This is a genomic window from Rhizobium mesosinicum (genome assembly GCF_019511345.1).
In the GTDB taxonomy this organism is placed as follows: Bacteria; Pseudomonadota; Alphaproteobacteria; order Rhizobiales; family Rhizobiaceae; genus Rhizobium; species Rhizobium mesosinicum.
Genome location: NZ_JAEUAK010000011.1, coordinates 38038 through 51740, shown reverse-complemented (window position 1 = coordinate 51740; position 13703 = coordinate 38038). Strand labels below are relative to the sequence as shown.

General features: G+C 62.1%; 12 protein-coding genes. 9 read left to right on the top strand and 3 right to left on the bottom strand.

Going from position 1 to position 13703, the window contains the following annotated elements; translation table 11 throughout:
* Window positions 1-3: 3 nt before the first annotated feature.
* Both JNB85_RS24255 and JNB85_RS24250 read right to left on the bottom strand, forming a co-directional pair.
* A complete protein-coding gene (locus tag JNB85_RS24255) occupies window positions 4-1074 on the bottom strand; it encodes an efflux RND transporter periplasmic adaptor subunit (RefSeq protein ID WP_220336843.1) in 1071 nt (356 codons plus the stop codon).
* Window positions 1071-2147 (bottom strand): efflux RND transporter periplasmic adaptor subunit, encoded by a 1077-nt coding sequence (locus JNB85_RS24250; protein ID WP_220336842.1) that lies wholly within the window; start codon window positions 2145-2147, stop codon window positions 1071-1073. The genes JNB85_RS24255 and JNB85_RS24250 overlap by 4 nt, the downstream gene beginning before the upstream one ends.
* Window positions 2148-2250: 103 nt before the next feature.
* Here JNB85_RS24250 and JNB85_RS24245 point away from each other — a divergent pair, with 103 nt between their 5' ends.
* From JNB85_RS24245 to JNB85_RS24225, 5 genes are all read left to right on the top strand, one after another.
* Window positions 2251-2868 carry a TetR/AcrR family transcriptional regulator gene (locus JNB85_RS24245; protein ID WP_220336841.1) on the top strand — a complete coding sequence of 206 codons (618 nt, stop codon included), beginning with the start codon at window positions 2251-2253 and terminating at the stop codon, window positions 2866-2868.
* 387 nt (window positions 2869-3255) lie between these two features.
* A complete protein-coding gene (locus JNB85_RS24240; protein WP_220336840.1) occupies window positions 3256-3999 on the top strand; it encodes an SDR family NAD(P)-dependent oxidoreductase in 744 nt (247 codons plus the stop codon).
* On the top strand, window positions 3996-4904 hold the full coding sequence (locus JNB85_RS24235) for a sigma-70 family RNA polymerase sigma factor (protein ID WP_220336839.1): 909 nt from the start codon (window positions 3996-3998) through the stop codon (window positions 4902-4904). Before JNB85_RS24240 ends, JNB85_RS24235 begins: the two co-directional genes overlap by 4 nt.
* A 289-nt stretch (window positions 4905-5193) precedes the next feature.
* The gene (locus JNB85_RS24230) at window positions 5194-5547 is read left to right on the top strand and encodes an antibiotic biosynthesis monooxygenase family protein (RefSeq protein WP_220336838.1); all 354 of its coding nucleotides are present in this window, start codon (window positions 5194-5196) and stop codon (window positions 5545-5547) included.
* A 130-nt stretch (window positions 5548-5677) separates the two neighbouring features.
* Window positions 5678-7681: an ABC transporter ATP-binding protein/permease gene (locus JNB85_RS24225; protein ID WP_220336837.1), complete on the top strand. Its 2004-nt coding sequence runs from the start codon at window positions 5678-5680 to the stop codon at window positions 7679-7681.
* Between the two features lie 176 nt (window positions 7682-7857).
* On the opposite strand, the gene JNB85_RS24220 is transcribed toward JNB85_RS24225, so the two are convergent.
* Window positions 7858-10416 (bottom strand): autotransporter domain-containing protein, encoded by a 2559-nt coding sequence (locus JNB85_RS24220; RefSeq protein WP_220336836.1) that lies wholly within the window; start codon window positions 10414-10416, stop codon window positions 7858-7860.
* A gap of 139 nt (window positions 10417-10555) precedes the next feature.
* Between JNB85_RS24220 and JNB85_RS24215 the strand changes: the two genes are divergently transcribed.
* The 4 genes from JNB85_RS24215 to JNB85_RS24200 all read left to right on the top strand — a co-directional run bounded on the left by JNB85_RS24215 (window position 10556) and on the right by JNB85_RS24200 (window position 13700).
* Entirely contained in the window at window positions 10556-11491 is a 936-nt protein-coding gene (locus JNB85_RS24215; RefSeq protein ID WP_220336835.1) for an AraC family transcriptional regulator, read from the top strand.
* Between the two features lie 128 nt (window positions 11492-11619).
* Complete coding sequence (locus tag JNB85_RS24210; RefSeq protein ID WP_220336834.1) at window positions 11620-12057, top strand: hypothetical protein; 438 nt, start codon at window positions 11620-11622, stop codon at window positions 12055-12057.
* Window positions 12058-12207: 150 nt separating this feature from the next.
* Window positions 12208-13041 (top strand): universal stress protein, encoded by an 834-nt coding sequence (locus JNB85_RS24205; protein WP_220336833.1) that lies wholly within the window; start codon window positions 12208-12210, stop codon window positions 13039-13041.
* Window positions 13042-13226: 185 nt separating this feature from the next.
* Window positions 13227-13700: a nucleoside deaminase gene (locus JNB85_RS24200; protein ID WP_220336832.1), complete on the top strand. Its 474-nt coding sequence runs from the start codon at window positions 13227-13229 to the stop codon at window positions 13698-13700.
* Window positions 13701-13703: the final 3 nt, after the last annotated feature.

Here is a 13703-nt window from a genome sequence, read left to right as displayed (position 1 = left end):
TCCTCAATCTATTCTGACGGCCTGGCCATCGGCGAGTTTGTGAACGCCGGCGATGACGACGCGATCGCCCGGGCTGACGCCCTCGGCGATGCGGACGGAGCCTCCCTCGGCAAGGTCGCCGTCTATCCTGACCGGACGAATGGAAACCTTGGCGGCGGCGGTGTCGACCACCCAGACAACAGGCTTTCCGTCTTTCATCAGGACAGAAGAGGAGGGCAGCAGGATCGTCGGCTCAGCGTCTACGGTCGCGGTTGCCGTGACGACGGAGCCCAGGCGAAAGGCCGGCGGCGGATCGATGAGCGCGATCTTCGTGCGCCGCGTGCGCGTCGTGGATTCGGCTTCCGGGGCGATTTCCCTGACCGTGCCGCTCGTGCGGATGGTCGGGTCGAGCTGCAGGGCGACCTCGAAGGGTGAGCCGACCTTCAGGCCGTCGAAGCTTGCGACGGGAATGTCGATCACCGCGTCGCTCTGTTCCGGGCGGGCGATGGTGACGATGCTCTGGCCGGCGGAAACGACCTGGCCCACTTCGGCCGAAGTCGCCGTGACGACGCCGTCGAACTCTGCCTTGAGCTGCGCATAACCCAGCTGTTCTTCGGCCTTGTCCAGATTGGCCTGCGCCTTGGCGACCGCAGCGTCGGCGCTCCTGCGCCCGAGTTCGGCCTCTTCATAGGCCGCTTCGCTTCCCGACCGGCTTTCCAGCAGGGAGCGCTGGCGCTCTTCGGTGGAAGCAGCGTTCGCCAGCTGCGCCTGGGCGTTAGAAAGCTCGGACTGCGAACTCTTGACCGCAAGCTCCAGCGCCAAGGGATCGATGGCGGCAACGACGTCACCCTGTTTCACGAGGTCGCCGACGCTGACCTTGCGCGCGATGACGCGTCCGAGCACGCGGAACGCCAGCTGCGTCTCGATCCTCGCCTGGACGGTGCCCGGCAGGGTCAGCGCGGAGGCCGCGGTCGGAGCGACGACGACGGAAAGGATGGGGCGGGGCGGTTCTTCGTGAGCTTCCTCCTGCTTCTGGCAGGCGGTCAGCAACAGTGATGCGAGGATCGCAAGGCCGGCTGTTGTGCGGATATTCATTCTGCGGCTTCCTTGTCATAGGTGACGACCTCGCCGGGTCGCAGGAATTTCGTACCGTCGACGACGACGATGTCCCCGGGTGCGACACCCGCGCGTACGGCAAAACGGCCGGTCTCATAGTCGGAGACATCGACCGGGCGGAGGGATACGCTCGATGAAGCGGGATCGACGATCCAGACGGCAGGCTGACCGCCCTTTGAAGCCATGGCCGACCACGGCAGCTCGATCGCGTCCTTTTCCTTCGTGCGGAAGGAGCCGACGACAGGTGCGCCGAGCTGCATGTCCGGCGTAGCTTCGAGACCCACCTTGACCCTGATGGTTCCGGTCGACGGATCGATCGTCGGCGAAATTTCGCGCACGGAGGCTTCGATCTTGCGGGACGGCGCCGAGAGGGGGCTGACGCTGACAGTGCTTTCCAGATTGCGGCCGAGGTAGAGGGACTCGAAGACGTTGAAGACGGCATCGCGCGGTCCGTCGTGCGCAAGCGTGAATATGAGCTGCGCGGCCTGCGCGACCTGGCCCACTTCGGCATTTCTGGCGGTGATGACGCCATCGGCATCGGCGCGCAGTTCCGTATAGGAGAGCGCGTCCTGCGCAGTATCGAATTGCGCCTGCGCCAGTTTCACGCCGCCCTCGGCGGTCGAAAGCGCTTCCTGGGCCTGATCGAGTGCAGCGCGGGTAGCGACCTGCGTTCTGAACAGGCTCTGCTGCCGGTCGAAGGCCAGCTGGGCTTGCGTGCGCTGGGCAATGGCCGACTGCAGGTTCGCGGTGGCGACGCCGAGATCGGCCTTCTGCTCTTCGGCGTCCATGCGCGCCAGCACCTGGCCGGCTTTCACCGACGAGCCGACATCGACGAGACGCTCGACGATGCGCCCGCTGACCCTGAAGGACAGATCGCTCTCGACGCGGGCGCTGACCTCTCCGGTGATGGCGTTGGTTTCGACTGCCGGCGTGACCTTGGCCACGACGGCTTCAACATTCCTGGGTTTTGCCTCACTCGCGCTTTTCTCCTCGCATGAGGCAAGCGCGACGGCGCTTACACCCAGCCAGGCGGCAACAAGGACAGTTTTCATGATTGACCTCTTGCATTGGTTCGGCAGACGAATAATATTGACTAACCGATCAGTCAATGAAAATTTCTTGACGCCCGGCAACAAAAAAAGCTCAAGGTGAGGCATGCCCGATACGAACAAACTGACACGCGCCGAGCAGAAGGCCCGCCGGCCGGTAGAGATCCTGGAGGCGGCGTTCGAAGAGTTCGTCGAGCGCGGTTTTATCGCGACGCGCGTCGAAGACATTGCCGCCAGGGTGGGGGTCACGAAGGGCACGGTCTATGTCTACTTCGAGACGAAAGAGCAGCTTTTCGAAGCGATGATCAGGCACATTTCGGTGCCGTTGGAAGGCTTTCTGGCGCGCGTAACCGAACAGAAGGGCACCGCGGTGGAGCGGTTGCAGAAGACGATCGAGCAGATCTACGATCTCATGATCAGCGATCGCAGATTGCGCGAGATGATGCGGTTCATCATCGCCGAAGGTTCGCGCTTCCCCCAGATCGTCGACAGGCACCACGAGGCATTCATCGATCCCCTCGACATGCAATTGCAGTCCGTCATCAATGACGGCGTAAGGCTCGGCGAATTCCGTTCGGGGCCGGCTGCCTTTTCCGAAGCAGTCGTGGCTCCCGCCATCACCTTCCTGTTCTTCAAGCTGCTCTTCGACGAGCGGCGGCCCTTGGACAGAGATGCCTATGTGAAAGCGCATATCGATCTCGTGCTGCACGGGCTGTTGGCCTGATCGGCAGGTGTCTGGTTCGTGGATCGACGCGCCTTGACAGTCGAGGGGGAGAGTTGATTCAATGATGACTGACGGCGGATGTGGCCCCCTCATCCGACCCTTCGGGCCACCTTCTCCCCGCCGGGGAGAAGGAAAACTGCCGCACCGTCTCCATTCTAAAAGGCGCCGTATCCACGTTCCCTCGCCCCGGCGGGGAGAGGGTTAGGGTGAGGGGGCTCCGGGCGAGATGTCCTCGGTGAGTGCAGAGGACAGATATCAGGGTCATCCGCCGCGCTCGATCCGGCCCCCCACAAATCGCAGATGGCGATGACTCTTTTCTCCTCCTTGAAACGTCGTTGTTGCGACCGTCGTCGAGCGGTCGGACCCGAGCCGTATGAGGACTGAGAGATGGATCTGGAAGGAAAGCGAATTGTGGTCGTCGGCGGGAGCCGTGGCTTGGGGAGGGGGCTTGCCGAGGCATTTGTTGCTCGCGCGGCTGAAGTCACTGTGATCGCCCGAACCGCTGATGCCGTGCAGGAGGCGGGCGAGCAGCCGGCCGTCACCGCCATATCGGCTGATGCAACCGATGCCGACGCGGCATGGCGGATCACGGAAGAGACGCGGCCCGATCTCGTCATCATGAATGCCGGTGCGGAGCCGCCCATGGAACGGATCGACCGGATTGGCTGGGAGGCGTTCACGACAAACTGGAATGTGGACGTCAAGGCTGCGCTGCATTGGGTACAGGCTGCCCTGACCCTGCCGATGGCGCCGGGCGGGCTTGTCGTGCTGGTCTCCAGCGGAGCCGCCGTGCAGGGGTCGCCGCTATCGGGCGGTTATGCGGGAGCGAAGCGCGCGCAGTGGTTCATTGCAAAATATGCCGAGAGCCTGTCGGCGGAACTCGGTCTGGGCCTTCGCTTCCGGGTCATCGTTCCCCGGCAGATGTTTGCCGGAACCGGCGTGGGCGATACCGGAATTAAGGCTTACGCTGCGAAGGCGGGTCGGACATTTGCCGAACAGGCCGCCACCTGGCCGGACATGACGCCGCGGGCGTTTGGCGATATGGTCGCCGACCTGATCGGCAGGACTGACCTCGCCGAGGCCATGGTCTACGGCGTTCGCGGAGATACGGGGGTGACGGTCATCGAATGACGGAAGACACTGCTCTCGACGCTGAAGAGAGGAAAGCCCTGCTGGCGGCCCTGGCTAGCGAAGCGGACGCGCTTCGCCCGGAACTGCATCGCTATGCCTCTCGTCTGGTGGGTTCGGTGATCGATGGCGAGGACGTGATTCAGGATGCGTTTGCCAGGGTATTTGCGACGGCCGGCTCTATCCCGCCGGACACGGCCCTGCGACCCTGGCTCTTTCGCATCGTCCATAACCGAGCCATCGATGCCCTGCGCCAGCGCAGCACGCGCCGATCGGAGCCGCTTGAGACGGCCTTCGATCTCGCCGATATCGGCGCCGTCGGCCCGGAGGATGCGCTGATCCGGCAGGAGACGGTGCGGATGGCGCTCAGCCATTTTGCGGAATTGCCGGTGACGCAACGCAGCACTGTCATCCTCAAGGATGTCCTGGGAGAGCCGCTTGCGGATATCGCGGCGCTCCTGGAACTGAGCGTCGATGCCGTCAAGGCCCATCTGTCTCGTGGCCGGGCGAGATTGCGCGCCATCTCCGACAGGCGGCAGGAAGTTGCGCCGCCGCCGAGCCCCGAGGTTCTGAACTTCGCGGCGCTCTTCAACGCCCGGGACTGGGACGCCCTGCGTCGCCTGCTGGCCGACGATGTCCGGCTTCGTCAGGCGCGGCGGCCGGAAATCGACGGTGCTGCCGATGTCGGTCGGTTTTTCACCTATTATGCCGAATATCCGCCGGTCAGGCTCGAACCGGCCTGGCTGGAAGGCCGGGAAATATTACTGGTATCAGCCGAACCGTCTGATCGTCCTTCCTATTTCATGCTGCTTGAATGGCGGGGGCAAAAGATAAGCCTGATCCGCGACCATCGCTATGCGACCTATGTCATTGAGGGTGCTGATGTGATGCCGGCCGCATCGCGATGACGACGTTGACACAGGTCCGGAAAGGGACAAAACCTCTCCACGGTAGTCATTTGTTATCGCCGCTGAATGCGTTCCGGTGCCAAAGGCCAATCGCTTGTAAGCCCCACACAACAAACAGGCTGTAGACAACAATCGACCAAAGCGAGAGGTACGGTTCACCGTGCTGGCTGTCAATAACAACAAGCCACCTGTCCGCTTCAGGCCTCGAAAGCAGACTTAGCGCTCCCGCCGAAATGGATGGAAGATGGATTGCGCAAGTAACTTCTGCTTCGAAAACAGAGGAAATCACATGCAGATAGCCGCCCTGCCAGAGCCACCATACTATATGGTCAGCTTCACTTCGCAGCGAACAAACGTAGACGATGGTTATGGCGAGATTGGTTACGCAATGACCAAACTTGCAAGTCAACAACCGGGGTATCTCGGCTTCGAAAGCGCTCGCGGCGCAGATGGCTTCGGAATACTGATCTCATACTGGAAAGACGAAGACAGCATACGCGCTTGGAAGAGCGTCATGGATCATGTCGAAGCACAGCGGCGAGGTCGCCAGGACTGGTACTCGAAATACGAAGTTCGCGTCGCTCTGGTGCAGCGAGCTTACGGTTTTGACAGCGAGAGCCATCAGATGGCGAGTGCCACATGATGGAAGCGTCGAATAGGGATCTCGCGTGTCGATTGTGTCCTGGTTCGGGTTCTCCCGATATAATTTCCGGCAAGCACCGAGCTTGGCCCCGCTCGTGAAACCTTTCGATCGGTAATCCGTTTTCGCTGGCATGACCGACGCAAAATTGAAGCCGACATCGGTCGACGGCGCCAAACCTGATGGTGCCGAGGAGACACCCAAGGGGAAGGCATCGACCGTCGAGGTCGCGCCGCCGCCAGATGTTATCGAATCCGATCCGGACCTGACGCCGGAGGAGGCCGAGCGGGCGCGCAAGAAATATCTGCTGAAGCGATTCTGGATCAGCGCGCGGGGCTACTGGAGCCGCAAGGGCGATGGTTTTGCCTGGCCGTGTTCCATCGGGCTCCTGGTCATGATCTGCATGAATGTCGGCTTCCAGTACGGGATCAACAGGTGGAACCGCGGCATCTTCGATGCCATCGAGCGGCACGATGCCGGCACCGTCTATTATCTGAGCGCGATCTTCCTGCCGCTCGTGGCGGGCAGTGTCGTCCTCGTCACCAGTCAGGTCTATGTCCGCATGATGATCCAGCGGCACTGGCGTCGGTGGCTTGCGACCGCGCTGATCGCGCGGTGGCTTGCGAACGGTCGCTACTATCAGCTGAACCTCATCGGCGGCGATCATAGCAACCCGGAGGCGCGGATTTCCGAGGATCTGCGCATCGCGACGGAATCTCCCGTCGATTTCATCGCCGGCGTCATCTCGGCTTTTCTCTCGGCCTCGACCTTCATTGTGGTCCTCTGGACGATTGGGGGCGCCCTGACGCTGCCGATCGGCGGGATGTCGATCACCATTCCCGGCTTTCTCGTCGTGACGGCCGTGCTCTACGCGCTCATCACCTCGACGACGATCGCCGTCATCGGACGGCATTTCGTCCAGGTCTCCGAGGTCAAGAACCAGATGGAGGCCGAGTTTCGCTATACGCTGACGCATGTGCGCGAAAACGGCGAGAGCATCGCGCTTCTCGGCGGCGAGGAGGAGGAGCGCAACGACCTCGACAAGACGTTTGCCAATGTGCTCCGCCAATGGGCGAAGCTGTCCCACCAGTATATGCGCACGACCTTCGTCTCGCACGGATCGATGCTGATCGCGCCCGTCGTGCCGGTACTGCTCTGCGCGCCGAAATTTCTGGAGGGCAACATGACGCTGGGTGAGGTGATGCAGGCAGCGTCAGCCTTCGCCATCGTCCAGACCGCCTTCGGTTGGCTGGTCGACAATTACCCGCGACTTGCCGACTGGAACGCCTGCGCGCGGCGTGTCGCCTCGCTGATGATGTCGCTCGACGGGCTGGAACGGGCCGAGCAGAGCGATGCGCTGGGGCGCATCCAGCATGGCGAAACGGCGAGCGAGGCGATGCTGAGCCTTAACGATCTCTCCGTGTCGCTGGACGATGGTACGGCCGTGGTCAAGGAAACCCAGGTCGAGATCGAGGCCGGCGAGCGGGTGCTAGTCGCTGGCGAATCCGGTTCGGGCAAGAGTACGCTGGTGCGGGCCATTTCGGGTCTCTGGCCGTGGGGTCACGGTAGCGTCGATTTCCATCCCGACAGGCGGTTGTTCATGCTGCCGCAGCGGCCCTACATCCCGTCGGGCACGCTGCGCCGCGCCGTCGCCTATCCCAATGCCGCAGACGGCTGGCCGCTGGATGAGATCAAGAACGCACTCGAGAAGGTGGGGCTGGCCTATCTCAACGAGAAGCTCGAGGAAGAGGCGCCGTGGGACCAGATCCTGTCGGGCGGCGAAAAGCAGCGGCTCGCCTTCGCGCGCCTGCTGCTCCACAACCCCGATATCATCGTGCTCGACGAGGCGACCTCGGCGCTCGACGAGAAGAGCCAGGACAGGATGATGGAGATGGTGATCGAGGAATTGCCCAAGGTCACCATCGTCAGTGTGGCGCATCGCGCCGAGCTGGAAGTGTTCCACAGCCGCAAGATCATCCTGGAGCGGCACGAGGGCGGCGCAAAGCTCGTGAGCGACATCGATCTCATCCCGCGCAAGAGGAAGCGGACCGTGCTTTCGCGCCTTCTGGACACGCGGCCGAAGGACGGTACGCGTTCCGGCCATTTAAACAGCGATCCGACGCTCGATCAGCGCTGACCGCGGATGGCGCATTTCTGCCGTCCACGCTTTGATCCATAGCAATGTGGGCACACCGGCGCTCTGCCATTGATATAGAACATTTCGGTGGTTCGGAAATAGATGGAATTGCTCTATCTCTTTGTTTTTACGTAATTCCGGACGCAAAACCGCTGTGCACTTTTACTGGAATTGCTTTAGAATTCACTCCTGACCCTGATGCCGACGGCATGGTCCTGTCTTCCGCTGCCGACCGCCGCCCGGTATTCCACGCCCACCGCCCAGTTGTTCAGTAAGGCAGCATCGAGCGAGAGCCCGAGGGACGAATAGTCGTCCCCCAATTCCTCCGCTTCGAGTTCGTACGGAAGCGTGCCGATGTCGGCATATCCGAGCCGCAGCCGGCTGGAGCTCGCGAAATCATGGGTATATTCCGCCCGCATGCCTGGTGTCAGCGCTCCCCAGTCCATCAGCAGGGTATAGCTCAGGCGGAGGCCGATAACGCCCGCGGCCGTATCGACCGTCTGATCGCCATAGGTCAGGCCGTAGATGCCCCCGCCTTTCTCGGTGAACCCGTCGAGCCATGACCTGGACAGTTCGAACCGGCCGTATGGGGAGACGAGCCATGTCTTGTCCCGGAATTCGTAGGCAGCGGTGAGGGAGCCGAACATCTGCCGCCCGTCCCTGTTTCCGGCAGCGAGATCCCCTGATGAGGCGACATAGCGGCTTGAATCGAAATCGAGCCGGCTTGCGCCTATCAGGCCGTCGAGGAACAGGTTGTCCGCGGCCTTGAAGGAGCCGTAGATCGCAGCGCTGTAGGCCGCGCCACGGCTTTCCGTACCATCATTCCCGATATCGCTTTTGTCGTGGCCATAGCCCAGGCCGAAGCCTCCGACGAAGCGGTCGGAGAAGCGGTAATCCACGCCTGCGCTCACGCCGACCGTGGTCGATCCGATGTCCAGGTCGCCGTTGCCGGTATCGGCGAAATTGACGAATCCTCCGGACCAGACCGCAAACGGACCGAGATCCGGCCCCTGGATCTGCGGGGTCGCGCCGTTGTTTTGCCGGCCGGATACGGAGGGGCCGGTGAGGTCAGGCTCGCTGCCGCCTGCCCAGCCGTACTGGCGCTCGGTATTGACGACCCCACCATTGCCATTGTCGGAGCGGCGAAGCCCGAGGCGGATATCGAGCGATCGGCGTTGGCGCTCGCCCTCATCGTGCAGTTGCTCCAGGCGGCTGTTGAAGTTGCGCGTCTGATATTGGGCAAAGTGCCTGGCGGCATCCACCTGCGCATTGAGAAGGCCGGCCACATCGGGATCGTCAGTCGGATCGGGACGGGCGGCAACGGCAAATGTGATCGTTGCCGGGTCCGATGTGCCTGACGCATTCGACAGCGTATAGCCGACCGCAGCCGAGCCTGCGAATGAAGGGCTCGCCGAGAAGGTGAGCCGCATCTGCGCTGCGTCGAGAGAGACGCCTCCCGCTTCCGGGTTCGGCAGGAAGGTGAGCGTCGCTGCGGTGAAGGGTGCCCCGGTCGCGCCCGCCGTAAGATCGACTGCGATAGTCGTGCCCGCCATCACGTTGATGGTGCGGGACGCGGCTGTCGGCCCCGCGGAGGCGGCACGCGTCACGGTGACATTGTAGGTCTTCACCGTGCTGTCCTGCGCGGTGACGACGACAGCGATCGTCGTGGCGCCCACAGCGAGGCTGATGGAACTGCTGGCGCCTCCGGAGGTGACCGGAGAACCATTGACCGTGACTGTCGCGTTCGGCTCGGAGACGACAGGTGTCAGCGCGATCGCGGTGACATTGTTGGCCACCGAGATCGAATAGGTCAGCGTATTCGCATTGAAAGCCGGGCTGAGGCTGCCCTGGCTGGGCTGCAACTGCGACAGATCTGCATTGGACGAAGCGCCGACGGTCCACGGCGTTCCTGTTGCCGCCGGGTTGGTATTGCCGGCAACATCGATGACAGCACCCGGTGCAATATTCAAACGCAACGTGCCCGTACCGGAAATGTTCTGCGCCTGCACCGTGTAGGTGGTGTTGTCGGCCGTCGAAAGGTTGGCCAGCGTAGCGGTGGCAGTTCCGGTCGTGGCCAGAACCATGTCTGCGATCGAGAAGCCGGTCACGGGTTCGGAAAACACGATCTGGAATGCCACCTGCGTGGCGTGCGACGGCGGCGTGCCTGCGACAGCGGTTACGGCGGTCGGTCCCAGCGTGTCGACCAGGACGCCGGCAGTCGGGGCGACATTGTTGAGGGTGGTGTCGGCCGCTTCCCCTCCGGCGTTCTCGATGGTGCCGCCGTTCAGGCTCATCGCGCCGAGCACCACGCCGTCCATGTCCATGTCCCCGGATTGGAGCGCGTATCGGAACAGAAGCGAACTCGTCCCGCTTCCTGAGAGATAGCTTGCCTGCCGCGACTGGCTGCCGACGATCACTGAAACATATGGCGCGCCGCTGACGATTAAAGTCTCGTTGAATTGCACGACAAAGGTCAGACTGTCTCCGTTCCCGTAATATCCATTCGCAGGGACCGAAACGGAGGTAACGACGGGGGCGGATTGGGCGGAAGACGTTGCCGCGCCAAGCAGCACCATCATCGTAAGAAGAATCAGGGAAAGCGGGCCGAACACGAGCTGCCGCAGGAATGGCCTGCCCGGAAACGTTCGATCACGCAGGTTGCTCCCGCTGCTTTCCGGCATCTCGGACAGCCGTCGAAAGGTTGGGGCCGGACGGCCGGACAGGGAGAATGTCATGAAAAAAACTCGCCGGGGTTTTAAAAATATCGCGCATGAATGAGCTTCTCTACACGGAAGGCGCGTCTGCTGACTTGATAAAACTTGCGGTGAGGCTAAGTTGAAGTCCCTTATCCAACTGTAGTCTTTGCTGTTTTCAATGAACGATGATTTCGAAAATGCCGATCGGGAGCTGGCTTACGATCCGCCTCCGGCGGGTTACAATGCGTCCTCGTTGCGGAAGGCTCCGCCTCCGCGAATGCTCGACCACCCGCGGATTGCGCGCGCCGTGCGCATGATCGAGCGTACTCCCGCCGCGTCGACGACCTTGCAGGACATTTCGGCTCATCTCGGGCTCAGCCCCTTTCATTTCCAGCGGCAGTTCCAGGAGGTCATGGGGGAGTCGCCGAGCGCCTACATGCGCCGCACACGGCTCGACCGCGCGGCGATGAACCTGCAGATGAGCGGCCAGCCGATCACGCACATCGCGTTCAATGCCGGCTATGCCAGCCATGAGGCTTTCATCCGCGCGTTCCAAAGGCAATTCGGATTGACGCCTTCGGATTACCGTGTCGCGGCCCAGAAGGTGCTGCCGGCTCCGCCGAGACCGGAGAAGGCGGACCTGGCGCGCGTGAAAGTCGGCCAGCGCCCGGACATGAGGCTTCTGGCCATACGATTCTACGGATCCTACGCCTCGTTCGAGGACAACTGGCGGAAATTTGCCGGCTATCTGGAGCGGATCGGCTTTCCGCTTGAAGAGGCGCGGCCGGTCGGCATCATTCTCGACACGCCGCTGATCACGCCGGGGGAGCTCGTCCGCTACGACTGTGCTGTCGTGGATCAGGGCTTTCGCATCGACGATACCGCTCTTTCGCCGCTGCAGTTTCGGGCGGGCCGCTATGTTTCCATGAACCATTCAGGTTCTTACGCTGAGATCCTTCGGACCTATGAATTCGTCAGCGTCGACTGGCTCACGGCATCCGGCGAAATGTTCCTGCCTGACGGCAATGGGGGATATGAATTCTACAATTCGCCGCCCTGGAACCATATCGGTACGATGCAGAACCTCGACATTGTCCTTCCTTTGGTAAGCTGATCTTTCAGAATTCCAATGTCCTCACGGCATCGGGACCGGCGAAAGGCCGAAACTTGTTCGTGATGAACGGAACCTCGGGCCGAGCCTCAAGTTCTGTCTGATGACCCATGAAGCACATGGAGGTTTTCATGCTTCAGAAGCTCATCACGGTATCCATCCTTTCCATAGGCCTCGCCACCTCTGCGATGGCGCAGTCATCTGGCGTTGGCAGTGGCGCGGGCGGTGCAGGAAGCGGCATAGGCGGGATAGGCGGCAGTTCAGGTGGCGTGGGTGGCGCCTCCGGAGGCGGTCTGACCGGTTCCGGCTCCTCCGGCGGCATCGGGACAGGCACGGGCGCCGGCACCGGAAACACGTTGTTGCCGAACGCCAACAGCATCGACAACACCAACACCAACAGCACCATGCCCAATCCCGATACGACGAATCCGGCAGTGCGCGGCCCGTCCGGCACCGGCAATGGGATGGGCAGGGGAACGCCGGATTGCAACGGCATGACAGGCACCGGCGCGTCGGCGGGACTTCCTGGATCGGATTCGTCCGCACAGGTGCGCCCGAACTGCCAGTAAGAGGCTGATATGGCGCCGCTTTTCCGGTCCGTCCGCTTTGGTCGGAGCCGCAGGCATCGGCCTTGGCGGCGGATCGTTGTTGACTAATGTCAAAGACCGCACCGGGCCGGATTGTTAGCTTCGTGACATCCATTCACGGAGGCAGCCATCATGGCCATTACGACAGTTCTGAGCATCCTCAGAGGCAACAAATACGAGCAGGATCTGAAAAGCGCGACGAGCTTTTGCGCCACCTATGGGGCACATCTGACCGCGCTTGCGGTTTCCATCGGTGCGGCCCCGTCGTTCGGGGAATATAATGCGATCTCGACCATCTGGCTGGATGAGAGGCAGCGGGAGATCGACGAGCTCGCCTCGGCGGCGGCGAAAATCAAGGAGACGCTTTCAACCACCGACCTCTCGTTCGAGGTGCAGGATCTTTATACGGAATTTGCATGGGCCGACCAGGATATCGCCGAGCGGGCGCTTTATGCCGATCTCGTGCTTCTGGGATCTGATGCTGCCGGGGATGCCGACCTCAGGAAGCGGATCTTCGATGGCGCGCTTTTCCAGGCGCCGACGCCGATCCTCATCAACCGCGGCCGGCACGCCATCACCACGTCGCCAAGAGCGGTGGTGCTGGCATGGGATTCCAGCAACGAGGCGGCGCGGGCCGCCCGCCAGTCGCTCGATCTCCTGGAAGGAGCCGAAATCGTTCATGTGACCATGGTCGACCCTGTGGCCCGCATGGGTGTGAACGGCGAAGAGCCGGGCGCCGATATCGCGGCCTTCCTTGCCCGCCATGGCGTCAAGGTCCAGATCGATCGCCTTTCGAGCGAAGGCAAGAGCGCCGACGAGATCATTACCCGGCATGCAGTGGATATGGGCGCGGATTTGATCGTCATGGGGGCTTACAATCACCCGAGATGGCAGCAGAGCCTGTTCGGCGGCGTGACGCGCAGGATGATCGAGGATTGCCAGCTGCCCTTGTTCCTCGCCCACTGAACGAGAGGCCGATAGATATCGTCGCCGCCATCCGCGATCCCGATGGGACACAGGTGACGGCGATGTTGTCTGCTTCTGCCTGCGGCGGGACCGCCGATGTTGAATCTGAGCTGCAGCCCTTGGAATTCCCCTCGATCGGAGACAAAATCAGTCCGCTCTAGCTGTGGGCTTTGGGGGAGACTCTGATGGAAGACCACGAGCCGTTTTTGCGCGAGGCGATCGCGCTCTCGAAATCTGCGATGGAACACGGCGACGAGCCGTTTGGGTCTGTGCTGGTGAAGGACGGCGCGGTCATCCTGCGCGCCGAAAACACCGTCTTCACCGGCCGCGACATGACCAACCACGCCGAGCTGAACCTGATCAAGCTGGCTGCGCAGCACTACGACACCGCATATCTTGCCGGCTGCACGCTCTACACCAGCACGGAGCCGTGCGCGATGTGCTCCGGGGCGATCTACTGGTCGGGCATCGGGCGCATGGTGTTTGCGTGCTCGGAGGTGCGGCTAGGCGAGATTGCCGGGATCGGGTTGAACGTGCCGAGCCGGGCGGTGCTGCAGACTGGCGCCCGCATCGTGACCGTCGAGGGACCGACGAACCTCGAAGAGGAAGCCGCCGCAATCCATCAGGAATTCTGGCCGAAACATCTGGGCAAAGCTTAGGGC

Bases quoted from the DNA above. Each gene is read 5' to 3' on its own strand.
- JNB85_RS24250 (WP_220336842.1), bottom strand. From the start codon at position 2,147: ATGAAAACTGTCCTTGTTGCCGCCTGGCTGGGTGTAAGCGCCGTCGCG.
- JNB85_RS24240 (WP_220336840.1), top strand. From the start codon at position 3,256: ATGGATCTGGAAGGAAAGCGAATTGTGGTCGTCGGCGGGAGCCGTGGC.
- JNB85_RS24220 (WP_220336836.1), bottom strand. From the start codon at position 10,416: ATGACATTCTCCCTGTCCGGCCGTCCGGCCCCAACCTTTCGACGGCTG.
- JNB85_RS24200 (WP_220336832.1), top strand. From the start codon at position 13,227: ATGGAAGACCACGAGCCGTTTTTGCGCGAGGCGATCGCGCTCTCGAAA.
- JNB85_RS24235 (WP_220336839.1), top strand. From the start codon at position 3,996: ATGACGGAAGACACTGCTCTCGACGCTGAAGAGAGGAAAGCCCTGCTG.
- JNB85_RS24255 (WP_220336843.1), bottom strand. From the start codon at position 1,074: ATGAATATCCGCACAACAGCCGGCCTTGCGATCCTCGCATCACTGTTG.
- JNB85_RS24205 (WP_220336833.1), top strand. From the start codon at position 12,208: ATGGCCATTACGACAGTTCTGAGCATCCTCAGAGGCAACAAATACGAG.
- JNB85_RS24215 (WP_220336835.1), top strand. From the start codon at position 10,556: ATGAACGATGATTTCGAAAATGCCGATCGGGAGCTGGCTTACGATCCG.
- JNB85_RS24245 (WP_220336841.1), top strand. From the start codon at position 2,251: ATGCCCGATACGAACAAACTGACACGCGCCGAGCAGAAGGCCCGCCGG.
- JNB85_RS24230 (WP_220336838.1), top strand. From the start codon at position 5,194: ATGCAGATAGCCGCCCTGCCAGAGCCACCATACTATATGGTCAGCTTC.
- JNB85_RS24210 (WP_220336834.1), top strand. From the start codon at position 11,620: ATGCTTCAGAAGCTCATCACGGTATCCATCCTTTCCATAGGCCTCGCC.
- JNB85_RS24225 (WP_220336837.1), top strand. From the start codon at position 5,678: ATGACCGACGCAAAATTGAAGCCGACATCGGTCGACGGCGCCAAACCT.